Raw genomic sequence first — 23,400 nt, 5'->3', positions numbered from 1 at the left:
GGCAAGCCCAAGCTAAATACTATTTTCGCGATTTGTGCGGCGTCCCTAGTCTGGCCCCAGGTAACGGCGGTCCACCAAAACCGACCTGACAAAAACCGCCTGAACAAGGGCTCGGACATGACACTGAACAATATCGAAATCGACACCCTGGTAGTCGGCGCCGGCCAGGCCGGCGTGGCCATGAGCGAACACCTGAGCAAGCTTGGCGTGCCGCACCTGGTACTGGAACGCAAGCGCATCGCCGAAGCGTGGCGCACCGGCCGCTGGGACTCGCTGGTAGCCAACGGGCCGGTCTGGCACGACCGCTTCCCGGGTCTGGAATTCAACCTCGACGCCGACGCCTTCGCCGGCAAGGACCAGGTTGCCGACTACTTCGAACAGTACGTGCGCAAGTACAACTTGCCGGTGCGTACCGGTATCGAGGTGAAGAAGGTGGTGCGCAATGCCGACCGCCCTGGCTTCACCATCGAAACCAACGAGGGTGTTATCCGCGCCAACCGCGTGGTTGCCGCCACCGGCCCGTTCCAGCGCCCGGTGATCCCGGCCATCGCGCCCAAGGATGAACAACTGCACCAGATCCATTCCGCCGCCTACTTCAACCCCGAGCAACTGCCGCAAGGCGCCGTGCTGGTGGTGGGTGCCGGTTCCTCCGGCGTGCAGATCGCCGAAGAGCTGATGCGCGCAGGCCGCCAGGTGTACCTGTCGGTCGGCGCCCATGACCGTCCGCCACGTGCCTACCGCAACCGTGACTTCTGCTGGTGGCTGGGCGTGCTGGGCGAGTGGGATGCCGAGATCGCCAAGCCTGGCCGCGAGCACGTGACCATCGCCGTCAGCGGCGCCCGTGGCGGCCACACCGTGGACTTCCGCGCCCTCGCCCACCAGGGCATGACCCTGGTCGGCCTGACCCAGTCGTTCGAGAACGGCGTGGCACGCTTCCAGGACAACCTGGCCGAGAACATCCAGCGCGGCGACGAAAACTACCTGGCCCTGCTCGATGCCGCCGACGCCTACATCGAGCGCAACGGCCTGGACCTGCCGGAAGAGCCCGAGGCCCGCAAGCGCCTGCCCGACCCGGCGTGCATCAGCAACCCATTGCAGCAACTGGACCTGGCCCAGGCCGGCGTCACCAGCATCATCTGGGCGACCGGCTATGGCGTGGACTTCAGCTGGCTGCAGGTCGACACCTTCGACGCCAATGGCAAACCGCAGCACCAGCGCGGCGTGTCCCGCGAGCCAGGCGTGTATTTCCTCGGCCTGCCCTGGTTGTCGCGCCGCGGCTCGTCGTTCATCTGGGGCGTGTGGCACGACGCCAAGCATGTCGCCGGCCACATCGCCACCCAGCGCACCTACCTGGCCTACCGCGACCGCGAACAGCGTGAAGCGGATGACCAACAACAAACCTTGATCAGCAACGTCAGCACCCTCGGAGCCCACTGATGCCTACTCACACTCGCATCCGCATGTTCAACACCAAGGAAACCTACCCGAACCAGACCCTGGACAACGACCTGTGCCAGGCCGTGCGGGCGGGTAACACCGTCTATGTGCGTGGCCAGGTCGGTACAGACTTCGAAGGGCGCCTGGTGGGACTGGGTGACCCACGTGCGCAAGCCGAACAGGCGATGAAGAACGTCAAGCAGCTACTTGAAGAAGCAGGCTCGGACCTGTCGCACATCGTCAAGACCACCACCTACATCACCGACCCGCGCTTCCGCGAGCCTGTGTACAAGGAAGTGGGCAAATGGCTCAAGGGCGTTTACCCGATTTCCACCGGGTTGGTGGTGGCGGGCCTGGCCCAGGCTGAATGGCTGATGGAGATCGATGTGATTGCGGTGGTGCCGGATCAGGAGTGATCCAGTGACATGGGTGGGGTGCGTTGCGCCCCATTCACCGGCAAGCCGGCTCCCACAAGTACTGCGCTGATGTCGGGTTCAGCCAAGGCCCTTATGGGCATCGAGATCATTCGAACTCGACATTGCTCATGACACAGTCATCGCCGACCAGCCTGTATCCCACTTCACATGGCATACCCACGACTGGGCCGATTCCGCGCTTGTGTTGGGGTAGCTTCACGGGCGCATCAGCGTCCTGAGCGGTGGAGGCATCGACTTTGAGTCTGTGCATGGCGCCGGTTTGCTGAGCCTCGCTGCCCGGCGGCGCGTGTTCTGCAGCCTGCACCAGGCCTGCAGCGATCAGTGTTGCAGCCAAAACCATGGATTTCATAGGTATCACCCCGTACCGAGATTGGATAGCTGGACAACGCTAACGCCAAGCCACCCTCCCCCCCATCTGGAAATGAACTACCTACGAAGCGTTTAGAACCTGGCCAGCTCTTCCCGGCAGAAATCCACGAACAGCTGCGCCGGCTTGGTCAATTGCACCCGCTTCAGCCGCGCCGCCGCCAGCCCCGAAAGCGCTACCGGCTCAGTAATATCCAGCGTCACCAGCTTCTGCCCGTCATAGGTGTACGCCGAGTGCGGCCGCGTCACCAACAGAGAAAACCCAAATCCCTGCCCTACCATGCCGCGCACCATCTCGATCGATGGTGAACTGAACACGATGTTCGGCGTCAGCCCCATCTCGTTGAACAGGCTGACGAAATAGGTACGGCTTGGCGCCACATCCAGCAAGATCATCGGCTCCGGGCACAGGTCGCGCAGCGATACTTGCGCTTGACCTGCGAAGCGGTGTTTTTCCGGCAGCAGCACATAAGGTTTTTGCGGCGGCATCAACGGCTCGGCCTCGATGGTGCCATCCAGGTCATGATCGTAAAGAAAAGCCAGGTCGAAAGTACCCGCGGTCAGGCCCTGAATCAGGTCCTGCTGTTCGCCATCGCGCAGGCGAATGTCGACGCCCGGGTAGCGCTGGCGAAAACCGGCGATCAATCGTGGCAGGTACAAAGGTGCCACGGTCTCGAAACAACCGATGTCGATCTGCCCGGCCACGGTGTCGTTGTCGGCCAGGGCGTTCTGCTCGAACTCGTGGGTCATCTGCAGCAGCGACTTGGTCTTGGCGTAGAAACGTTTGCCGCTGGGCGTGAGCGATACGCCCTGGGCATGGTGGCGAATGAACAGCTGCACACCGAAGCTTTCTTCCAGGCTCTTGATCGCCGTGGAGATCGAAGGCTGGGCGATGTACAGCTGGCGCGAAGCTTCGGCAACGCTGCCGGCCTCGACGGTGGTGACGAAATACTTGAGTTGTCGCAGGGTGTAGGAAGCCACAGGCACCTCTCTGGCGCCGAACAGCGCCGTGGGAATTTTCCTGTCACTTTACCTTGACGCCGCGCTGCTGGCGCCTCGGCCTGATGAAGGATTTGCCTATAGCTTGAGCAGGTTTTTGCTCAGTAGGTGAAGCCCATGTCCGTCAGCACGTGCTTGGCCAGCGCATCGTCCAGGTGGCCGCCAGGCGCGCCACCCACCCCTATTGCCCCGAGCGTACGGCCATCCTTGACGATCGGCACCCCGCCGGGCAGGAAAATCAGGTGATCGCTGTCGCGGATGTTGGCAACGATGAATTTCTCCAGGTCTTCAGGCTGTTTCTGCAGGGTGTCTCGGATAAACAGCTGGGTAGGCTGGCGAACCACCAGCGCCGTATAGGCCTTTTTGAACGAGGCCCTCGGGGTGTAGGGTCCGGCCTGTTCGGACCTGACCGTGGCCAATGCATTGCGCTCGACATCCAGTACCGTGGCGCTGACGTTGTAGCCTTGCCGGGTGGCAAGCTCGACCACCTTGCTGGCCAGCGCCGTGGCCTCGCCGTGAGACAACGCGGTGGCCCACGCCGGGCCAGTGAGTAACGCACAACCGAACAGGGCAACTTTGATCAAACGCATGGTAACGCTCCTAGTAGGCTGGATGGTCAGCAGCATCTTGCCCGCCCACCGGGCTGGCGTCCGCAAGGCAAATGTAAGCCGCTATGTGGCTCCAGATGCCGATCACGCCCAGCCCCCGTACACCCTGCATTGCTTGGGCTAAACGTTGTTCGGCCTGTGCTTTTCCTACGCCATGTTCTGAAAACGCGCTTTAGTGGTGAAATGATCCAGAGCGTCTTTACTGAAGCTTACGAGCCACAGGTACGGTGTATGCCTATGAAGATCGTGGTCACCAGCATTCTCGTCGACGACCAGGCCAAGGCCCTGGCCTTCTACCACTACGTGCTCGGCTTCGAGCCCAAGGACGACATCCCCATGGGCCAGTACCGCTGGCTCACCCTGACCTCACCCAACGACCCCAACGGCGTCCAGCTGGTTCTGGAGCCCGATACCCACCCTGCTGCCAAGACCTACAAGGCTGCCCTGCGCCAAGATGGCATCCCCGCCACCTCGTTCGGTGTGCGCGATATCCAGGCTGAGTACACACGGTTGTGCAAGGCCGGTGTCAAGTTCACCCAGGAGCCAACCAACCTCGGCCTGGTTACCGTTGCAGTATTCGACGACACCTGCGGCAACCTGATCCAGATCGCCCAGAAGCACTGAGCACGGCCGCTGGCAGGCCGGGGGCCCATTCGCTACATTGGCTGCTGTTACCCGTGCGCCACAACAAGGAAAACAGATGCGCCACGAATTCAGCGAAGTGCTCAACGACCTGGTCGACTACTTTCTGGTCGGTGACATCCAGTTGCTCGACCATTTCAAGCAGACCCACCAGCTGCCCGACGACCTGGCCCGTGAATTCACCCACGGCGACAGCGGCGACCTGGCCGTGCAACGGGGCGTGGTGTTGCCCCTGGCGGGGATCGACAACCTGCCCTACCACATCATCTTCACCCTCGATGGCCACCCGCCCGCCCTGCTCGAGCCCGGCAGCCGGCTCAAGCATCGACGCAATGGCTATGTGCTGCAGGTGCAGCACCGCGCCGTGATGCTGTACACCTGGCGCATCCTGCAGCATTTCACGCCCAAGACCCTGGGTGATCTGCTGGCCCGTTACCAGGTGCCGGGGCGGCCGATCGTCGAGCTGGACAATGGCTGGTACGACGTCGAGGTGCTGGGCGGTGCGCTGGTGCGTGACGGCTTGTACGAGCCGGCGTTCGAGTTCGTGATGAAGAAGCGCTGGAGCCGGGGCGAAGCCAAGGCTGTAGATATTGGCTATGCCTACACCTTGCGCGGATACTACGACTGACTGCTCGGGCCCTATCGCCGGCAAGCCGGCGATAGGGCCAGCGACCATTACCCAAGACTCAAGTGTGAGTAATATCCCGATCCTTGGTCTCGGGCATGAAGAAGATCCCCATCACCGCCGTCATCAGCGCAATCACGATCGGGTACCACAGCCCGTAGTAGATATCCCCGGTAGCCGCCACCATGGCAAAGGCCACGGTCGGCAGGAAGCCACCGAACCAACCGTTGCCAATGTGGTAAGGCAGCGACATCGAGGTGTAGCGGATGCGCGCCGGGAACAGCTCGACCAGCCATGCCGCGATCGGCCCGTAGACCATGGTCACGTAGATCACCAGGATGGTCAGCAGCAACAGCACCATCGGGTAATGGATCTTCGCAGGATCAGCCTTCTCCGGGTAACCGGCCTCTTTCAATGCACCCGTCAGGGTCGCGGTGAAGGCGTCGCTCTGGGTCTTCAAGTCGGCCGCCGCCAGGCTGCTGCCGTCGAAGCTCGGAATCACCCGCTCGCCGATACGGATCTGCGCCAGACTGCCTGGCTCGGCCTTCTGGTTCTCGTAAGGGATCGCCCGCTTGGCCAGCAAGCTCTTGGCGATGTCGCAGGAACTGGTGAATCTGGCCTTGCCCACCGGGTCGAACTGGAACGCGCACTGGCCGGGGTCGGCTACCACCACCACCGGGTTCTGCTCCTGGGCGACGAACACGTCAGGGTTGCCGTACTCGGTGAGCGCCTTGAAGATCGGAAAGTAGGTCAGCGCGGCGATGATGCAGCCAGCCATGATGATCTTCTTGCGGCCGATGCGGTCGGACAGGCTGCCGAAGAAGATGAAGAACGGCGTACCGATCAGCAAGGAGCCGGCGATCAGCAGGTTGGCGGTCTGCGGGTCGATCTTCAGGGTCTGCAACAGGAAGAACAGCGCGTAGAACTGCCCGGTGTACCACACCACCGCCTGGCCAGCAGTACCGCCGAGCAGTGCCATGATGACCACCTTGAGGTTGTCCCAGCGGGCGAAGGATTCGGTCAGTGGCGCTTTCGAGGCCTTGCCTTCGGCCTTCATCTTCATGAACACCGGCGACTCGTTGAGCTGCATGCGGATATACACCGAAATCGCCAGCAGCAGGATCGACAGCAGGAACGGTATGCGCCAGCCCCACGCCTCGAATGCCTCGGTGCCCATGGCCGTACGGCAGGCCAGGATCACCAGCAGCGACAGGAACAGCCCAAGCGTCGCGGTGGTCTGGATCCATGACGTGAAGAAACCACGCCGGCCTTTCGGCGCATGCTCCGCGACATAAGTGGCCGCACCGCCATACTCGCCACCCAAGGCCAGGCCCTGCAACAGGCGCAGGGTAATCAGGATGATTGGAGCCGCCACGCCGATGCTGGCATAGCTGGGCAACAGGCCGACGATGGCGGTCGACAGGCCCATGATGATGATGGTGATGAGGAAGGTGTGCTTGCGCCCTATCATGTCGCCCAGGCGACCGAACACGATCGCGCCGAACGGCCGCACGGCAAAGCCTGCGGCGAATGCCAGCAAGGCGAAGATGAACGAGGTGGTTTCATTGACGCCGGCGAAGAAGTGCTTGGCGATGATCGCCGCCAGCGAGCCGTAGAGGTAGAAGTCGTACCATTCGAACACCGTGCCCAGGGAAGAGGCGAAGATGACCTTGCGCTCCTCCTTGGTGATGCCGCGTTGGGGCGCGCTACTGCCCGTGGATGCGCTGTCGAGAACCGCCATGGGTTGCCTCCGTCTTGTCGTTATCGCAGGCCGGAGTACCTCACACCCAGTTCACCGTCGCACCCAGGCCCCAAGGCTTGCATCGCGCGAAGCACGACGAGGCGGGCCGCCTCGAATCGCAGCAAGGTACCTGAAGCATAATCGGGATTAGCGGGATATCCACTTGCCAGCATCGACGGATGCCATCACCCCAGAAACCGCTGCACCTCTGCCAGCACCACAGCGGTCTGCTCCCGGTGCGGCACGTGCCCGCAACCGGCCAGCACGTGCATCACGCCGGGGCCTGCAGCCAACTCACTGAAGCGCCGGGGATGCGCTAGCGAGCCGAACTCATCCTGGTCACCGTGCAGGCAGAGCATCGGGCAGTGCACCTTGGCCAGCAAGGCATCGAGATTCCAGTCGGCGAATGCCGGCGACAGCCAGGTATCCACCCAGGCCCGCAGGACCCATTCGGCCTTGTCCCCGTGATAGCGCGACAAGCGCTCCAGTTGCCCCGGGACGGCGAACTGGCGATCGGCCTCGCGAATGCCCTGCAGGGTAAGGTCTTCGACGAAGGCCTGGGCCGATTCGATGATCAGCGCCTGGCACTGCCCGGCAAATTCGGCTGCACAGGCTACCGCCATGCCACCGCCGACGCTGTGGCCGAAGACAATGAAGCGGTCGACCCCGAGCTGATTCAACAGCGCAGTGAATTCCTCCTGCGCCTGTGCTTCCACGAAACCCCTGGCCAACTTGCCCGGGTGCGCATCGGAACGGCCGAACCCCAACCGATCATAGGCAATCACCCGATGCCCGGTGGCCGCAGCAAGCTGCGCGGGGAAATCACGCCACAGGGCAACGCAGCCCAGCGAATCATGCAGCAGGATGATCGGTACCCCCTGGGCCGAACGCGGCAGCCAGTCCTGGACGAAAATCCTGCCGTCGACGGTGTCGACCCAGTGCTCGCGCACAGTGACGTCTGTCATGCCTGCTCTCCCACCGGGCCCTTGAGCTCGACCTGATTGCCATCGGGGTCGAAGCAGTACAGTGACAGCCCCTCGCCCTCTGCGCCATAGCGTTTCTCGGCTGGCTCCACGACCACGCCGGCCGCCTGCAGGTAGGCCGTCAGCGCCGGCTCGTCGAACGGCTCGATGCGCAAGCAGAAATGATGCAGGTTACGCCCTTCGGCCCCTGGGGCCGCACCACCAGGACGGCCCAGCGGGCCGTCGAGCGTCACCAGGTCGATCATGGCCGTTCCGGTCGCCAGGTGGACCATCCCCAAGTCCTCGCGCTCCCGGCTGACGGTGCAGCCCAGCAGGTCGCGGTAGAACGCCACGCTGCGCTGCAGGTCACTGACCCGCAGAACCAGGTGATCGATGTGCTTGAGGGTGAACGGTCGCATGCCGGGTCTCCTTGGGGCGCTGGCGCGATGGCGTTGCCCACCATAGCCCAGGAAGCGGCGCGCTGACCATCCTGCTACTCGTTGACCTGGCGTTGCAGCACCCCGCCATCGTGGCGGCTCAGGATGCGCAGGATCTGCTCGGCCAGGGCGCGCTCCGGCGCCTCCAAATGCAGATGGTGCCCCCCAGGGTGCCAGGAAACCCGGGCGTGATCAGGCAAGGCTGGTTGCCGCTTCTCGAACGCACCCTCGGCATATGCACCTTGGCGGCCGAGCATCAGGTACAGCGGACTGCGGATTTCCCGAAGCAGGTCGCAGGCCTCGCGCTCGGTCAGCGGCATCGGCTCGGGCAGGATCAGACGTGGGTCATGCCGCCAGCAGTACCCCTCACCCACCTGCAACAGATCGCGCAGGGCCAGCAGCCGCGCGGCATCTTCCGAGAGCTCGCCATCCAGGCGCTTGCGGCGCTGTTCCAGGGCCGCTTCCAGGTTGTCGAAGCAACAGCCCCCGGGTTCGGCAAAGCCCTGCAACTGGCTGCGCTGGACCATGCGCTTGAGCCGATAGGCGCGGGCCAGATGGTGCACGCGGTCGTTCTCGGCGACGGTGAAAGGAGCGCCCATGCCGTCGAGGAAGATCATGCTGGCAATGCCACTGGTCATGGCGGCGAGCAGCGAGGCAATGCCGGTGCCCATGCCGTGGGCCAGCACGTGGAACTGCCCAAGGCCCAGGCTGTCTGCCACCGCCAGCATGTCCTCGGCATGCTCCCAGAGGTAATAACCGCTGTCGTGGCGGCGGTGGTCGGAACGGCCATGGCCGACCAGGTCCGGCGCCACCACGAAGCAGCCTTCGAGCATTGGTGCCAGGCGCTCGAACGACGCGGCGTTGTCCAGCCAGCCGTGCAAGGCCAGCACCGGGATGCCGTCTTCCGGCCCCCAACAACGCACGGCAATCTCGATACCGTCTAGATCCAGCAGATGATCCTTGGGACTGAACGGCGAACGCATGCTCTCTCTCCCTGACTGGTGCCTGGCGTCTACTCGTCAGGCCGGCAGCCAACCATGACCCAGCCGAGCGGACGCCGCTGGCCCCTTGCCGACAACCACATATGCGTGACCGACCGCAGCGAGCAGTTATATACCGCACGGCACTTGATGGTCTGCGGCCCCATAGCGGCTCCTTTCTCCGGAGCGCCAACATGACCCACACGCCTTATCACCATGCGCAGATGGTCCGTACCCTGCCCGACTGGAGCAAGGCCCTGCACCCTGATCACGCCAGCCGAATCGTGCAGAGCCTGCGCAAGGACTACCTGGATGCAGAGGGTGTCGCCTACCCTTGGTACACCCAGGCCGATAGCCTCACCCGCGAAACCTTGCAGCGGGCCATCGCCAAACGCGACAACAGCCGCAATGCCTTGCAGGCTGCCTTGAGACCATTGCAAGGCATCACCGAGTACTGCACACCGCTGCTCGAAGATCACTTGAAACTCGACACCCCGGTCAGCCAAGCGCAGTACGTGCATCAAGCGACCAAGATCAAGCAACCGGAAGGTTTACCGGGCGGCCCTGGGGTACCTTCGGAACAGAACGAGATCGTGGCCGATGGCGCCCCGCAGTACCGCAGCCTGCTGGAAGCGGCCCTGCACAACTTCGAGGGCGCCACCGACACCACGCGGTTCAGCCGCTTGCAGCGCAGCCGCCAGGACATCATGCCAATCACCGGCCTGACGCTGCCTCGCTTCATCGAAGCGTGCCGCACACTGGACCTTGGCCAATGCTATCAGGAACACCTGGGCACGGTGTTCGAAGGCGAAAACAAAGACCGGCTTCATGCCCTGGCTGTCCAGGCACGACGCGATGAGTTTCGCGTCCAGGTCCGTATCGCCACATGCAAGGGCCTGCTCAGTGCCCCCCAATCGTTGGCGCTGCACGGGATATGTGCAGACGATGCCAACGCTCCGACGACCTATGAGGGCCGGCCCCTGCGCTGCTGGCAGCTGTTGCTGCTCGGCGTACCTATTCATGAACTGCTGTTCATCGCGCCAAAGACCAACGGCAAGCATGACCCGGTATTCCTCTACAACCCGGTCGATGAAGACCCGATCAGAGGGTTCGCCTCCTTGGGCGATGCCTACAAACACCTGAGCACGCAATTGCTGGACACCGCCTACCGCGCACGCTTCGTGGCCCTTGCCCTGCAGGCGCAGCAAGCCGAGCTGAACACCACGCTCATGGGCCAACTGTTCAGCAACGCCGACGAAGCGCCCGACAAGCCACTGATACCTGACACTTCGACGCATCTTGAAGTCATCGAAAAGGCCTTGCCTGTCCGTCCGTGGGCGTCCCTGGAGTCGAATCACCTGATCAGGCTCAAGGCCGATGCGCGAAGAATCGCAGTCCCCACAGCGGATGTGGACGCCAACGTACGCCTGCGCAACCTGGAACACTGGTTCGAACTGGGCATGACCGTGCTCAACGTCGCGGCCATGTTCGTGCCTTGCCTGAACCCGATCATGCTCACCCTCGGTGCCTCGCAAATCATGGAAAGTGTCTTCGAGGGCATCTCGGCCTGGGAGGAAGGCGATAACGCACAGGCCTTGGCGCAATTGGAATCGGTGTTGCTGAACGTCGCGGTCGTCGGTGCGATAGGCGCAGGCGCGGTGGCCCTGAAAGCCTCCGGATTCGTCGATGGCCTGCAGAGTATCGTCAAGGACGGTAAAGACCAGTTGTGGAACGGCTCCGTGAAAGACTATGTGAACACCACCTCGATTCCGCCGCACCTTGAACCCGACTCTATGGGCCGCTACGCGTTGGATGGCCGCTACTACGTGCGACTGGATGGCGAACTGTACGAACAGGTGCAAGAGGACGGCCGCTGGCAGATAAACCACCCACAAAACCCACAAGCCTACCGACCAGCCTTGGTGGACAACGAAGCAGGCAGCTGGCGCTCGGTTCATGAAAACCCTGTTGAATGGGACCAGCACCGTTTGTTGCGGCGCCTGGGGCCGATCAGCGACGGCCTCGATGACACAGAACTGGACGCAGCGATGAAATGCACCGGCGAGCGCAGCGATACACTGCGTCATGCCCAGGTTGGCGCACAACGCCCCCCCGCGCTGCTGGCCGATGTCATCGACCGCTTGAGGTCTAACCGCCAGGTAGACGACATCATCGACCGGGTGCGCCATGGCAAGGCGCTCGCAGCTTACAAGAACTTTGCGCTGCCTAGCCTGACGGAGCTCGATGGCTGGCCGCAGCAGTACGTGATCAAGGCCTACCGTGGGCCGGAAAGCTGGGGAGAAAGCACGCTCTACGGGCAGGTGGATCAAGCCCACCCGGTGGCGATCGAGATCAACCGCAGTGAACTGGAGAACGGCCAGCTCAGTGAGCGGATCGTGGCGCAACTGGATGATGACGCCATCGACAGGCTTTTACCTCAAGGTACCGATGTGGCCGATCAGGCCAAGGCGTTGAGCGAAAAGCTTGCACGGCACCTTGAAACCGAACGCGAAACGCTGTTCGATCGGCTGTACACCCGTCATGCCACCGTCCGGTCCGAGAAAGCCCAGGTCATCGCCGCGCAGTTTCCCAGCGTGCCCCACCGAGCCATCGCGCAGATCATGGCCAGGACCAGCGCCAGCGAACGCTTGCACCTGGGCAATGGCCGAGTGCCCCTGCGCGTTGCCGAGGAGGCCCGGGCGCTGCAAGCTCACGCCCGGCTGGACAAGGCCCTGCTGGGGCTCTATCGGCCAGAGCTGGCCAACACCGATAGCGCGGTATTGGACGCAGCCCTTGAAACCGAACATCCCGACGCCGATGCGCTGCAACGCTTCGAGATCGCTGCTGCCGACCGACCCCATGCGGCCAGGCTGATCGGCCAGCAGCCGATCAGGCCTGGCTATCGTTCGCCGATGCGCCTGGCCGATGGGCGCCCTGGCTATCCGCTCAGCGGTCGTCTGCGTTGGCCCAACACGGCTGATCGACGGCTACGCGCGCTCTATCCAGGCCTGAATGCAAACGAGCGTAATGCCTTGCTGGGCCAGTTGCGCCAGCGCGGCGATGTCGCTGGGCAGATCCGTGCGCTGGAAATCCAACGCGACACACTCGACAACAGCCTGCGCGATTGGCAGAACCAAGGCCCCGAAGACCAGCGCGCCGAACGTGGCGTGTTGCGCGAGCTGATCAACAGCGCCTGGCGCCGGGACGAGCCTGACACCCTGACCCTGCAAGCGCTGGATATCGAATCCTTGCCGTCGTTGTCCGCGCGATTCGATCACATCACCACCGTGAACATCCGCAACCTTGGCATCCGCCACATCCCGGCGGACTTCTTCCAGAGCTTCCCTTCACTGCGCACGCTTCGCCTGGCGCAAAGCCCTGAGCTGGACTTCGAAGAGGTGTTTCATGCGCTCGCCTCCACCCCCCAGCTGGAAGCGCTGGAACTGGGCAACAACCAGCTAGGCGCCCTGACCGAGAGCATGCGCCAGCGCCTGGCTGGCCTGACCCGCCTGCGGCGGTTGAGCTTGCGCCTCAACAGGCTGCAGATTTCCGATGCAGATCTACAGACCATCATACAGTTGCCCCTGGAGCGCCTTGACCTGGAAAATAACGACATTGCCCTGACCCCAGCCTTGGCAGCACGCTTCTCCAACCTGACCCGCCTGCGCGACCTGCGCCTGACCAACAACCCCCTGCAGCACGCACCCGACCTGACCGGCCTGACCCGCCTGGCCAACCTTCGCCTGCGCAACTGCCTGCTGCGGACCTGGCCACGCGGGCTCACGGCGCTGATGACGCAAGCTGACCTGCAGTTGCGCTACCTGAGCCTGAGCTACAACCCCATTGCCGAGCTGGTGGACCTCGAGCCGATTCTCACCAGCCCCTTCGCCGAGGCCGTACGCTCAGGACAAGACAATGGCCATTGGGACTTCACTGCCAATGACCTGGATGCACAGAGCAATCGCAGGCTAGGTGCCACGGGGGTCGTCATCGACAGCGAAAACGAGCTGGCGGCCGCTGCCGAAGATTTCTGGCCGCAGCATGCCAACGATGAACAGCGCGCGCTCTGGAACGAACTGTTCGAAGGGGATGCCAATCGCCATCTACGCGACGTGGTCGAACGCGTCGCAGGTTCGGCGCAGGCCCAGAACAATCTGCCCGAGTTGACTGACCAAGTCTGGCAACTGCTTGAGCAGGCCGGTCGAGATGAGGAGCTGCGTACGCATCTGGACACCGTCGCGCAAGATTATCCGCCAACCTGCGGCGACGCCGGGACCGATGGCTTCAGCGCCCTCGAACTCGAAGCACTGGCCTTCAGGGAGCTTGCCGAAGAAGCCGACCGCCCCGCCTACCTGTTCAATTTCTTCAGGAAGCTCTATCGCCGCGAAATGGTCAATGCACTGGGCGAGCGGATTCAACTCGCCCGCCTGGCACGCCAAGCTCGTCTGCTGGAACTGGAACGACTTCCCCCCGAGGCGCAGCCTACGGACCTGGCCGTTCCGGCACTGGACGAACTCGACAGGCTCACTGACGATGACCTTCTGCAGGGCGGAACGGACCTGATCGAAATCCGCCTGGCGTTGCGCCAATTGTTGGCGCTGGGGTTGGATTTTCCGGAAACCAGCCAAGGTATGCTCTACCGCACCGAAGCCATGATTTCAGGACGGGTGGCAAGCAACGTCGAACACGCGGTCCTCGCGCTCGACGAAACGGCCGCCGGGCGCAGGGACTGGATTGCCCGACAACCCAGCTGGCAGCGCTACCTCAGCCAACACTTTGCCGAGCACTTCATGGCCCTGGACGAACGCTGGTACCAGGGCATCCAGTACCTGGACTACTGCCTGGATGCAGAGAACGAAGCGCTAACGTCGCTGGATCAGGCGGTCTTGCAGGCAATCACCGATGTGATGCCCGAGGCGCCGCTGGATGATGCTGGCCAATTGCGCAGAATGGACCTGGAAAGCGCAGCCTACGACCAGGCCAGCCGGCGTCTGAACGCCGGCCGCGATCAGGATCGTCAGGCGTTGTTCGAACAGCTGACCCGCGATCAGGACTGGAACGACTGAACCTCGCTACTGGCCGCGCAGGTCTTCGAAGAACGCCTGCCGTCCATCTACCTGGCTCGAGGCACGCGGCGCCGTCGCCGCGTCGCCGTTGGCCGCTTCCACATGCCAGTAGCAGTGCCTGACCGCCCGGGTCACCGCCACATAGGCCAGGCGCTGCACTTCCTCCTTCTGCGCCGTGTCGAACGGCTGGGCATCGCCGGCGCGGCCAAGGCCGGCCTGGCGATACACCTGGTTCTTGTACGGCGAACTGGTCAGGTACTGGCAATCACCGAGCATGAACACCGCATCGGCCTGCAGGCCCTTGGCGCTGTGGTAGGTGAGCTGGCGCAGGCGCCGCTGTTCGGCCGGTAGCGCGGCCTCGGCGTGCAATACCGTTTGCAGGTGCTCGTCCATCAGGGCTTTGTCGCTACCTTTGCGGTACAGCATCATCACCGACTCGCCGCGCTGGTAATGCTCGACCAGCGTCTGCCCCAACGCCGCCTCGTCGCGCTCGAACACCTTGACCGGCGAGCCTGGCAGCTCGGCCGCGGGTCCCGCGGCCCGGGCCTTCTTGCCGGTAATGGCCGGCGCGCCCTTGACCAGGTGCTCGGCCGCGTCGATCACCTGCTGCTGGCAACGGAAGTTGTCGACCAGCATCACCCGCGTGTTGGCCGGTGACGGGAAAGCCTTGGTGAACTCCATGAAGTACTTTGGCGAACTGCCCCGCCAGCCGTAGATCGACTGCCAATCGTCGCCTACGCACATCAACGATGAATGCTGGGCACGGCGCCCGGTGTGCATGGCCGGGCCACGGCGGCGGATCTCCCGGAGGCTGGCGCGCAACCAGCTGACAATCTGTGGCGAGACGTCCTGGAATTCATCGATCATCAAGTGCGCCAGCGGCCGCAGCAGCGGGTCGGGCAGCAGTTGCAGGTTCTCGGGGTTGTTCTCGCCGAACAGGGCGAACATGCGGTTGTAGCTCATCACCGGAGGTGACTGGTTCAGCAAGTGCGACTCCAGCGCTTGCCAGTACAAGGCCAGCGCCTCGAAGAACAGTGCATCGCTGTCGCCCGTCGGGAAGCTCATGGCCGCCACGGCCGTGTTCACTTCCAGCCCGAGGTTCTCGATGAAGTTGGCTGCACCGACAAAGGCATCGAGCAGCGGGGCCGGGGCCAGCTCACCCTTGACCTTGTACTCGAAGCCCGGGCCGGCCACCGCATCGCCGGCCAGCGACGCGGCCAATCGCCGGGCCATGGCATAGTTGTCGAGCCAGATCAGCGGCTTGTCGCAGAATGCCTGGAGCAAGGTGCGCTTGACTGCCCATTCCGCACGTACCGCGAGCTTCGCGCCAGGACGCTGGTACTGGGCGCTTTCGGCCGGGTCGAAGCCCAGCACCACCCAGGCATCCAGCCCTTCCAGCCGGCCATGGACGTGGAAGCGACTGCCACGGATCTCAACCGTTTCGCGGCAAGGTTCGATTCCCTTGATGGGCCACGCGCCTGCGGCGAACCACAGGTCTTCGATCACGTCGCACAGCTCTTCGTCGCGCTGGGCGGCCAGTTGCGTCACCTGCACACGCTTCTGCACGTCGGGATGGTCAGGGTCCAGCGGCTTGAGCTGCAAAGCTTCACGGCGCAAGGTGGCGACGATCTGGGCAAAGCGCGGGCTGCCTGCGAGCAGGTCGAAGTAGCACAGGTTGAGTTGCTGACGTTGGGCATCGTTGAGGCGCAAGTCGAACGGATTGCTGTCGGCTTCCGCTTCGCGGCCAGCTGGCATTTCGTTGCCCAGGGTCTCGAAGGCGCGCAGCTGGCCGAAGCCAGGCAGACTGCGCACCAGCGGCAGAATGCGCGAATGGAAGGTGCGCACCAGTTCGCGGGCGCGGGCCGGTGGCAGGTCGAGCTGCCACAGCGCGAACACCTGCACCAGGCGTTTGATGAAATCCTTGCGCGACTCGCGGGTGAAGGTGACCACGGTCATGGCATCGAGCTCGAAGCCCAGGTAGTGGCGCAACAACAGGATGCGCAGCACCAGCGAAGTGGACTTGCCCGCCCCCGCGCCAGCCACCACGCAGGCTGACGGCGTGTCGCTGAAGATCAGCTTCCATTGCGCGGCGCTGGGCTGGGCTTGCGCGGGCAGGCGCTGGGCCACGTCGGCCTTGAAGCGCTTTTTCAGTTCGGCCGTCAGTGGCAGCCGCCAGTCATCGAACAGGTTGTCGTCCTGGCCCGGCACGGCGGCGCTGTCGGGGCGCGAATCACGGATCACCAGCACCTGGCGGCCCGCCTCGTATCCCTCTGCCCGCCCCTGTTCGAAGCCTTCGCGCAGGCCTTCGGCATGACCGCTGCGCTGTCCGTTGGCATGGCCGAGAAACCACGACTCACGGTGTTGTGCCTGCAGGCGGGTCAAACCACGGCCCAACAGGCGGGCAGCGAGGCGGCGAAACCAAGGTAATTGGGCGGGCGGGGTCAGTTCGGCGAGGGCCTGGGGTTGATCGTGGGGCACGGTCACTCCGTTGAAAATCGAATCAGCAGGCATGTTCGCCTCATCCGCCACAAATCGCCAGCGAATGCTTTCAGATCAGTGAATTAGGCGATGAACCGGATAATTTACAACGCTTTGTTAAATCGACTGAGTCGATTGTTATGAGTCGATATTTACGCTTATTTTCGATCTTTCATTGGCGCATCATGGCTTCATTCCACTGATTCAAGGAGCACGACCATGCTGCAACTGCGACCCTTCGAAAGCCTTGGCCATGCCAACCACGGCTGGCTCGACGCCCACCATCATTTCTCGTTCGCCGAGTACTACGACCCGGCACGCATGCACTGGGGCAACCTGCGCGTCTGGAACGATGACCTGATCGCCGCCGGCAGCGGTTTCCCACCGCATCCGCACCGCGACATGGAAATCATCACCTACGTCCGCGAAGGCGCCATCAGCCACCAGGACAGCCTGGGCAACAAGGGCCGTACCGAAGCTGGCGACGTGCAAGTGATGAGCGCGGGCAGCGGAATCGTGCACAGCGAGTACAACCTGGAGGAAGTCGATACCCGGATCTTCCAGATCTGGATCGTGCCGGAGCGGGTTGGCGATGCACCTTCGTGGGGCACGCGACCCTTTCCCAAAGGCGAACGTGGCGAAGGTTTCGTGACCTTGGCCAGCGGCCGCTCGGGCGATGAGGACAGCCTGCAGATCCGTACCGATGCGCGCCTGGTCGCGGCCACGCTAAAAGCGGGTGAAACGGCCGAATACGCCTTCGATGCCGGGCGCCGGGGATACCTGGTGCCGGCCAAAGGGTTGGTGGAGGTCAGCGGCGTACGGGCCAAGGCCCGGGATGGGGTGGCCATCGAGGATGAGCAAGTGCTGCGGGTGACTGCCGTGGAAGACAGTGAGATCGTGCTGGTCGATGTCGCTTGAGTGGCCGGGGCCGCGTTGCGGCCCCTCACAGATCAATCAGGCAATCGCAGCATCCACCAGCACCTGGGCCTCGCCCACCAGACGCTGCAGGTGCGCCTCGTCGATAAAGCTCTCTGCATAGATCTTGTAGATGTCCTCGGTCCCCGAAGGCCGCGCGGCGAACCAGCCGTTGGCAGTCATCACCTTGAGGCCACCGATCGCCTGGCCGTTGCCCGGGGCGTGGCTGAGAATCTGCACGATCGGCTCGCCGGCCAGCTCGGTCGACTTGACCTGTTCTGGCGCCAGCTTGCTCAACGCGGCCTTCTGCCGCGCATCGGCCTTGGCCTCGACCCGGGTGGCAAACGGTTTGCCCAGTGCCGCCGTGAGGTCGGCATAGGCCTGGCCAGGGTTGCGGCCGGTGCGTGCAGTCATTTCGGCAGCCAGCAGCGCCGGGATCAGGCCATCCTTGTCGGTCGCCCAGACCGAACCGTCCTTGCGCAGGAACGAAGCACCAGCGCTTTCCTCGCCGCCAAAGCCCAACGAACCGTCGAACAGGCGCTGGGCAAAGAACTTGAAGCCCACCGGCACTTCATACAGCTCACGCCCCAGACGCTCGGTCACCCGATCGATCAGGCCGCTGGACACCACGGTCTTGCCCACCGCGGCATCGCTGCGCCATTGCGGGCGGTGGCGATACAGGTAATCGATGGCCACGGCCAGGTAGTTGTTAGGCTGCAACAAGCCCTCTGCGGTGACGATACCGTGGCGGTCGTGGTCCGGGTCGCAGGCGAAGGCCACGTCGAAACGCTCGCGCAGGCCGATCAGGCCCTGCATGGCATAGGGCGAGGACGGGTCCATGCGGATCTGGCCGTCCCAGTCGACGGTCATGAAACGGAAGGTCGGGTCGACCTCGGTGTTGACCACTTCAAGGTTCAATTGATAGCGCTCGGCGATCGCCGACCAGTAGCGCACCCCTGCCCCACCCAGCGGGTCGACGCCCAGGCGCAGGTTGGCGGCGCGAATGACATCGAAGTCGATGACGTTTTCCAGGTCGGCCACGTAATGGCTGATGTAGTCATGGCGTTGGGTGGTCGACGCCTGCAGCGCCTGGGCATAGGCCATGCGCTTGACCCCGACAAGGCCTGCAGCCAGCAGTTCGTTGGCCTTGGCCTCGATCCACTTGGTCACGTCGCTGTCTGCCGGTCCGCCATTGGGTGGGTTGTACTTGAAGCCACCGCTTTGCGGCGGGTTGTGCGACGGGGTGATGACGATCCCGTCGGCCAGGCCCTGCTCGCGGCCACGGTTATGGCAGAGGATCGCATGCGACACCGCCGGCGTCGGGGTGTACTCATCGTCCTTGGACAGCATCACCTGCACGCCATTGGCCGCCAGCACTTCCAGGGCGCTGGCGGCAGCCGGCGCGGACAGTGCATGGGTATCGGCACCGATGAACAGCGGGCCGTCGATGCCTTTTTCCTGGCGGTACAGGCAGATGGCCTGGGTGATCGCCAGTACGTGATCCTCGTTGAAGCTCAGGTCGAACGAACTGCCCCGGTGCCCCGAGGTGCCGAAGGCCACGCGCTGGACCGCTACGGCAGCGTCTGGGCGGCCGGTGTAGTAAGCGGTGAGCAGGCGGGGAATATCGACCAGCACGCTGGCCGGAGCCGGCTTGCCTGCCAAAGGACTGAGCGTCATGCAGAAACCTCGAGTTCAACAGATGTGGGTGTTGGAACACGCAGTGTACTGGGAGTTGCAAAGGCGCGCGACGGCCCGTCGGGGATTATTCGCTGGCCGTTCGCCACCAGCCAGGAAACATCTGCTGCACGCGCGCTTCGGCGAAACGCTGGTCGATCAGCACCAGCACCCCACGGTCCTGGTCGCCGCGAATCACCCGGCCGGCCGCCTGGATCACCTTGCGCACGCCAGGGTACAGGTAGGCGTAGTCGAACCCGGCGCCGAACTGGCGGCCCAGGCGCTGCTTGAACTGCTCGTTGACCGGGTTGACCTGGGGCAACCCGAGGGTGGCAACGAAGGCCCCGATCAAACGGGTCCCGGGCAGGTCCACGCCCTCGCCGAAAGCCCCGCCGAGCACGGCGAAGCCGACTCCCTGGCCATCGGCCACGAAACGGTCGAGAAACGCCTGGCGCGCCGCCTCATCCATGCCCGGCGCCTGAGCCCACGCGGGTATCGCCGGATGCTGCTCGGCCAACAGGCTGGCGACCCGCTGCAGGTATTCGAAACTGCTGAAGAAGGCCAGGTAATTGCCGGGCTGGCGCTGGTACTGCTCGGCGATCAGCGCAACGATCGGTGCCAGCGACGCCTGGCGCTCGGCGTAGCGGGTGGACACCTGGCTGGCGATGCGCACTTCGAGCTGCTCGGCACGAAATGGCGCGGCCACATCCAGCCAGGCGGTATCGGCCGGCATGCCCAGCAAGTCGGTGTAGAAATGCCGCGGGCTGAGGGTGGCGGAAAACAGCGTCACGCTGCGCGCCGCCTGCATACGCGGGCCGAGCAGGCGGGCCGGGTTGACGTTGCGCAGGCACAGACTGGCCAGCTTGCGCTTGCGAGGGCCTTCGCGCAGGGTGATGTCGAACAGGAAGTGCTCGTCGAACAACTCGGCGACCCGGCTGAACTGCAGGGCCTGGTAGAAGAACTGCAGCACCTGCGGGTCGAGCTCGGCGGGCCGCTGGCTGAGGCGCTCCTGAATCAACCCGATGCACTGCTGCAACGCACGCAGGAAGTCATCGGGCAATCGCTCGCGGGCCTGGTAAGGCGCCCGTTGCGCCTTGTACAAGGCATTCCACTGCCGATTCAGCCGGTCCAGCACGCTTGCCAGGCCCTGGGGCTTGCTCTGGCGCAAGGCGAGCAACTGCCCCTGGTCGAGGCTGGCGCTGTACATGCCGCGGCCGCGCTCGACCAGGTTGTGCGCCTCGTCCACCAGTACTGCAGTGCGCCACTGGTTGGTCTGGGCCAGGCTGAATAGCAGGGCGTGGGCGTCGAAGTAGTAGTTGTAGTCGGCTATCAGCACATCCACCCAGCGGGCCATTTCCTGGCCCAGGTAGTACGGGCAGACCTGATGGGCGAGCGCTACCTCACGCAGGCCGTCGCGGTCCAGCAAGGGCCGTTGCGCGGCCGCCGTGCGCGCAGCAGGCAGGCGATCATAGAAGCCCTGGGCCAGCGGGCAGGACTCCCCGTGGCAGGCCTTGCCGGGGTGTTCGCAGGCCTTGTCCCGGGCAATCAGCTCCAGGGTGCGCAGGGCCGGCTGCGGTGAGGCCGCGGTCGTGTGCGCAAGGGCTTCCAGCGCCAGCGCCCGGCCCGGGGTCTTGGCGGTCAGGAAGAACAGCTTGTCGAGCTGTTGCGGGACCATCGCCTTGAGCAGGGGAAACAGCGTACCCAGGGTCTTGCCGATGCCCGTGCTGGCCTGGGCCATCAGGCAACGCCCGGTGCTCACCGCCTTGTACAAGGTCTCGGCGAGCTCGCGCTGGCCCTGGCGAAACTGCGGGTAGGGAAACGCCAGGTCGCGAAGGCCCTGGTCACGCTCGGCCAGGCGACGCTCCTGGGCCTGGGCCCAGGCCAGGAAGCGCTGGCACTGGGTTTCGAAGAAGGCACGCAAGGCCTCGGCGCTGTAGTGCTCGCTGATCTGCGTCTGGCCGTCGTTGTCCACATCCAGATAGACCAGCGCCACCTCGATGGCCGGCAACTGCCGCGCCTGGCACATCAGCCAGCCATAGACCTTGGCCTGGGCCCAGTGCAACTGGCGATGGTTGGCCGGCTGTCGGGCCAGATCGCCCCTGTGGGTCTTGATCTCCTCCAGGCGATTGGCGACCGAGTCGTAGCCGTCGGCCCGGCCGCGCACCAGCAAGCCTCGATACTCGCCTTCGAGGGCGACTTCCGCCTCATAGCCGGCCGCACGCCTGGCCACCACCCGGCGGTGGCCTTCGATCCCTTCCTGGGCCGTGGGCGACGGGGTGAAGCGCAAGTCCAGGTCACCGACCTTGGCACTGAACTCGCACAGGGCGCGCACCGCTACCCGATAGCTCACACCGGCTCGCTCCAGCGCACATGACAGACTGCCACCGGCAAGCCGTGTTCGGCGCAGAATGCCAGCCAGCGCAGCTGGTTGTCCTGCAACCGATCCCCCGGCCCCTTGACTTCGACCATGCGGTAACTGCCCTGCTCGGGCCAGAACTGGATCAGGTCGGGCATGCCGGCGCGGTTGCTGCGGATGTCCTGCAGCAGGCGCAGGAAACATTGCTTGAGGTGTGCAGGTGGCAGGCAGGCCAAGGCCTGCTCGAGCAAGGCCTGGTCAAGCACCTGCCAGAACACGAACGGCGATTGCAGGCCGTACTTGGTGGCAAAGCAGTCGAGAATCGCCTGGCGATGCGTGCCATCGTCGAGCCGCCCCAGGCAGGCGTCGAACAGGGCTTGGCGGCGCAGCTGGAAATCGCTGTCATGCAGGTCCTGGGGGGCAGCCTGGAACGGATTGAAGAATGCGCCCGGCACCGGGGCGAAGATCGCATCCCAGCACAACAAGCCGAACAGGCTGTTGAACAGCGTGTTTTCCACGTAATGCACCTGGCCGCCAGCCTGTGCCAGGTGATGCCGCACTGCCTCCTCGACGCCCAGAGCAGCCAGCTCGCGTGGCAGCTCCAGTTCGATCAGTTGCGGGGTCTGGGTGCGCCTTCGCGGTTGCGCCGGCCCGCCCAGCTTGCGCGCCAGGCGCGGCAGCATGCGCTCCAGTGCCTGTACTTCCAGTGCGTTGGCCGGTGCCGCGGCCAGTTGCAGGGCCAACGCCTGAGCCTCTTGCCAGCGCGCACTGCGCTCGAGCACCCGCACCTGGCGGATGCGCGCTTGTGCGTGGTTGCTGCGGGCATACACCGCCAGGGCCTGGTCCCAATCACCCAGGCGCTCGCACTGCTGGCCAAGGGCGAACAACAAGCGCCCATGGCGCCGTGCCAACCAAGGGTTGTCGCTGCGCCATGGGGCCAGGGCATCGAGGATCGCCGCTGGGGCCTCACCGTGCTCAAGGCGCTCGGTGCACCGGTGCAAGCTCATCGCCAGGTCGACGTCGCTGCGCTGTTGCAGCGCGCGTGATCCAGCGCTGAACGGCACCTGCTCGAAACGCAGCAGGCCCAGGTCGGCGAGCACGAACTCCGACCAGTCCTGATACAGGTTGCCGAAGAACAGCAAGCGCATGCGGTCGCACAACGGCTGCAGGCACCACTCAAGGATGCTCACCGAAGCCAGGGCGAACCATTGCGAGAGCGGCCTGGGCGCCAGGTCCAGGGCTTGCAACTGGTCGAACAGGTCGCGCTTGGCGGCGCGCGGTCGGCTCAGCTGGCTGGCGAAACACTGGGCCAGTTCGTCCTTGCGCAGCAAGGCGAACAACTGCTCCACGCTCAACTGCTCGGGCTCGCGTACCCAGCCCAACGCCTGCAGGGGTTGCAGCGCCTGGCGGGTATCGCCGATTTCGGCATAGTCGAGACGATCACTGCGAAACAGCTCGCCCTTGCGCATGACCATGCGCACCATCAGCGCCTGGGCCGGCTGCTCCAGTGCGGCGAAGGCCTGCAGGAAAGCCAGCTCCTGGGCGTCGAGCACATCGGCATAGCGTTGTTCGACCCACTGCAACACCTGGCGAAAGTTATGCAGGTAGTACAGCGGGTCATCGACGGAATGGGCAATCACAAGGCACGTCAGGCAAAGAGGAACAGGCACTGTTTAT

General features: G+C 64.0%; 17 protein-coding genes. 6 read left to right on the top strand and 11 right to left on the bottom strand.

What is annotated here, in order from left to right:
- Positions 1 to 117 precede the first annotated feature (117 nt).
- A complete protein-coding gene (locus PPL01S_RS09295; RefSeq protein ID WP_016394994.1) occupies positions 118 to 1,437 on the top strand; it encodes a flavin-containing monooxygenase in 1,320 nt (439 codons plus the stop codon).
- Positions 1,437 to 1,853: a RidA family protein gene (locus PPL01S_RS09290; RefSeq protein ID WP_016394995.1), complete on the top strand. Its 417-nt coding sequence runs from the start codon at positions 1,437 to 1,439 to the stop codon at positions 1,851 to 1,853. The genes PPL01S_RS09295 and PPL01S_RS09290 overlap by 1 nt, the downstream gene beginning before the upstream one ends.
- 106 nt (positions 1,854 to 1,959) lie before the next feature.
- Here the strand turns inward: PPL01S_RS09290 and PPL01S_RS09285 are convergent, their stop codons facing one another.
- From PPL01S_RS09285 to PPL01S_RS09275, 3 genes are all read right to left on the bottom strand, one after another.
- Positions 1,960 to 2,223 carry a hypothetical protein gene (locus tag PPL01S_RS09285; RefSeq protein WP_016394996.1) on the bottom strand — a complete coding sequence of 88 codons (264 nt, stop codon included), beginning with the start codon at positions 2,221 to 2,223 and terminating at the stop codon, positions 1,960 to 1,962.
- A gap of 92 nt (positions 2,224 to 2,315) precedes the next feature.
- A complete protein-coding gene (locus PPL01S_RS09280; RefSeq protein WP_016394997.1) occupies positions 2,316 to 3,221 on the bottom strand; it encodes a LysR family transcriptional regulator in 906 nt (301 codons plus the stop codon).
- A 119-nt stretch (positions 3,222 to 3,340) separates the two neighbouring features.
- Positions 3,341 to 3,829: a GlcG/HbpS family heme-binding protein gene (locus PPL01S_RS09275; RefSeq protein WP_016394998.1), complete on the bottom strand. Its 489-nt coding sequence runs from the start codon at positions 3,827 to 3,829 to the stop codon at positions 3,341 to 3,343.
- A 255-nt stretch (positions 3,830 to 4,084) separates the two neighbouring features.
- Here PPL01S_RS09275 and PPL01S_RS09270 point away from each other — a divergent pair, with 255 nt between their 5' ends.
- Entirely contained in the window at positions 4,085 to 4,471 is a 387-nt protein-coding gene (locus tag PPL01S_RS09270; protein WP_016394999.1) for a VOC family protein, read from the top strand.
- Positions 4,472 to 4,547: 76 nt separating this feature from the next.
- A complete protein-coding gene (locus PPL01S_RS09265; protein ID WP_016395000.1) occupies positions 4,548 to 5,117 on the top strand; it encodes a hypothetical protein in 570 nt (189 codons plus the stop codon).
- Positions 5,118 to 5,175: 58 nt separating this feature from the next.
- Here PPL01S_RS09265 and PPL01S_RS09260 read toward each other — a convergent pair whose 3' ends face one another.
- The 4 genes from PPL01S_RS09260 to PPL01S_RS09245 form a co-directional block, all read right to left on the bottom strand.
- Positions 5,176 to 6,855, bottom strand: a complete 1,680-nt coding sequence (locus PPL01S_RS09260) for an MFS transporter (RefSeq protein WP_016395001.1) — start codon at positions 6,853 to 6,855, stop codon at positions 5,176 to 5,178.
- Between the two features lie 185 nt (positions 6,856 to 7,040).
- Entirely contained in the window at positions 7,041 to 7,820 is a 780-nt protein-coding gene (locus tag PPL01S_RS09255) for an alpha/beta fold hydrolase (RefSeq protein WP_016395002.1), read from the bottom strand.
- Positions 7,817 to 8,236: a VOC family protein gene (locus PPL01S_RS09250; protein WP_016395003.1), complete on the bottom strand. Its 420-nt coding sequence runs from the start codon at positions 8,234 to 8,236 to the stop codon at positions 7,817 to 7,819. The genes PPL01S_RS09255 and PPL01S_RS09250 overlap by 4 nt, the downstream gene beginning before the upstream one ends.
- Before the next feature lie 74 nt (positions 8,237 to 8,310).
- The gene (locus PPL01S_RS09245) at positions 8,311 to 9,237 is read right to left on the bottom strand and encodes an alpha/beta fold hydrolase (RefSeq protein ID WP_016395004.1); all 927 of its coding nucleotides are present in this window, start codon (positions 9,235 to 9,237) and stop codon (positions 8,311 to 8,313) included.
- A 191-nt stretch (positions 9,238 to 9,428) separates the two neighbouring features.
- Here PPL01S_RS09245 and PPL01S_RS09240 point away from each other — a divergent pair, with 191 nt between their 5' ends.
- The gene (locus PPL01S_RS09240; protein ID WP_028624875.1) at positions 9,429 to 14,300 is read left to right on the top strand and encodes an NEL-type E3 ubiquitin ligase domain-containing protein; all 4,872 of its coding nucleotides are present in this window, start codon (positions 9,429 to 9,431) and stop codon (positions 14,298 to 14,300) included.
- Positions 14,301 to 14,306: 6 nt separating this feature from the next.
- Here the strand turns inward: PPL01S_RS09240 and PPL01S_RS09235 are convergent, their stop codons facing one another.
- A complete protein-coding gene (locus PPL01S_RS09235) occupies positions 14,307 to 16,811 on the bottom strand; it encodes a UvrD-helicase domain-containing protein (RefSeq protein ID WP_016395006.1) in 2,505 nt (834 codons plus the stop codon).
- A gap of 186 nt (positions 16,812 to 16,997) precedes the next feature.
- On the opposite strand from PPL01S_RS09235, the gene PPL01S_RS09230 reads away from it, so the two are divergent.
- Positions 16,998 to 17,696, top strand: a complete 699-nt coding sequence (locus PPL01S_RS09230; protein ID WP_016395007.1) for a pirin family protein — start codon at positions 16,998 to 17,000, stop codon at positions 17,694 to 17,696.
- Positions 17,697 to 17,732: 36 nt separating this feature from the next.
- On the opposite strand, the gene pgm is transcribed toward PPL01S_RS09230, so the two are convergent.
- From pgm to PPL01S_RS09215, 3 genes are all read right to left on the bottom strand, one after another.
- Entirely contained in the window at positions 17,733 to 19,370 is a 1,638-nt protein-coding gene (gene pgm, locus PPL01S_RS09225) for a phosphoglucomutase (alpha-D-glucose-1,6-bisphosphate-dependent) (protein WP_016395008.1), read from the bottom strand.
- An 85-nt stretch (positions 19,371 to 19,455) separates the two neighbouring features.
- The gene (locus PPL01S_RS09220) at positions 19,456 to 21,717 is read right to left on the bottom strand and encodes an ATP-dependent DNA helicase (RefSeq protein WP_028624876.1); all 2,262 of its coding nucleotides are present in this window, start codon (positions 21,715 to 21,717) and stop codon (positions 19,456 to 19,458) included.
- The gene (locus PPL01S_RS09215) at positions 21,714 to 23,363 is read right to left on the bottom strand and encodes a VRR-NUC domain-containing protein (protein ID WP_016395010.1); all 1,650 of its coding nucleotides are present in this window, start codon (positions 23,361 to 23,363) and stop codon (positions 21,714 to 21,716) included. The genes PPL01S_RS09220 and PPL01S_RS09215 overlap by 4 nt, the downstream gene beginning before the upstream one ends.
- Positions 23,364 to 23,400 lie beyond the last annotated feature (37 nt).

Source organism: Pseudomonas plecoglossicida NBRC 103162 = DSM 15088, from assembly GCF_000730665.1.
In the GTDB taxonomy this organism is placed as follows: Bacteria; Pseudomonadota; Gammaproteobacteria; order Pseudomonadales; family Pseudomonadaceae; genus Aquipseudomonas; species Aquipseudomonas plecoglossicida.
The sequence above is the reverse complement of the archived record's forward strand: the minus strand, read 5'-3'. Positions and strand labels throughout refer to the sequence as shown.

Bases quoted from the DNA above. Each gene is read 5' to 3' on its own strand.
- pgm (WP_016395008.1), bottom strand. From the start codon at position 19,370: ATGACGCTCAGTCCTTTGGCAGGCAAGCCGGCTCCGGCCAGCGTGCTG.
- PPL01S_RS09235 (WP_016395006.1), bottom strand. From the start codon at position 16,811: ATGCCTGCTGATTCGATTTTCAACGGAGTGACCGTGCCCCACGATCAA.
- PPL01S_RS09275 (WP_016394998.1), bottom strand. From the start codon at position 3,829: ATGCGTTTGATCAAAGTTGCCCTGTTCGGTTGTGCGTTACTCACTGGC.
- PPL01S_RS09265 (WP_016395000.1), top strand. From the start codon at position 4,548: ATGCGCCACGAATTCAGCGAAGTGCTCAACGACCTGGTCGACTACTTT.
- PPL01S_RS09255 (WP_016395002.1), bottom strand. From the start codon at position 7,820: ATGACAGACGTCACTGTGCGCGAGCACTGGGTCGACACCGTCGACGGC.
- PPL01S_RS09290 (WP_016394995.1), top strand. From the start codon at position 1,437: ATGCCTACTCACACTCGCATCCGCATGTTCAACACCAAGGAAACCTAC.
- PPL01S_RS09230 (WP_016395007.1), top strand. From the start codon at position 16,998: ATGCTGCAACTGCGACCCTTCGAAAGCCTTGGCCATGCCAACCACGGC.
- PPL01S_RS09250 (WP_016395003.1), bottom strand. From the start codon at position 8,236: ATGCGACCGTTCACCCTCAAGCACATCGATCACCTGGTTCTGCGGGTC.
- PPL01S_RS09240 (WP_028624875.1), top strand. From the start codon at position 9,429: ATGACCCACACGCCTTATCACCATGCGCAGATGGTCCGTACCCTGCCC.
- PPL01S_RS09260 (WP_016395001.1), bottom strand. From the start codon at position 6,855: ATGGCGGTTCTCGACAGCGCATCCACGGGCAGTAGCGCGCCCCAACGC.
- PPL01S_RS09285 (WP_016394996.1), bottom strand. From the start codon at position 2,223: ATGAAATCCATGGTTTTGGCTGCAACACTGATCGCTGCAGGCCTGGTG.
- PPL01S_RS09270 (WP_016394999.1), top strand. From the start codon at position 4,085: ATGAAGATCGTGGTCACCAGCATTCTCGTCGACGACCAGGCCAAGGCC.
- PPL01S_RS09295 (WP_016394994.1), top strand. From the start codon at position 118: ATGACACTGAACAATATCGAAATCGACACCCTGGTAGTCGGCGCCGGC.
- PPL01S_RS09245 (WP_016395004.1), bottom strand. From the start codon at position 9,237: ATGCGTTCGCCGTTCAGTCCCAAGGATCATCTGCTGGATCTAGACGGT.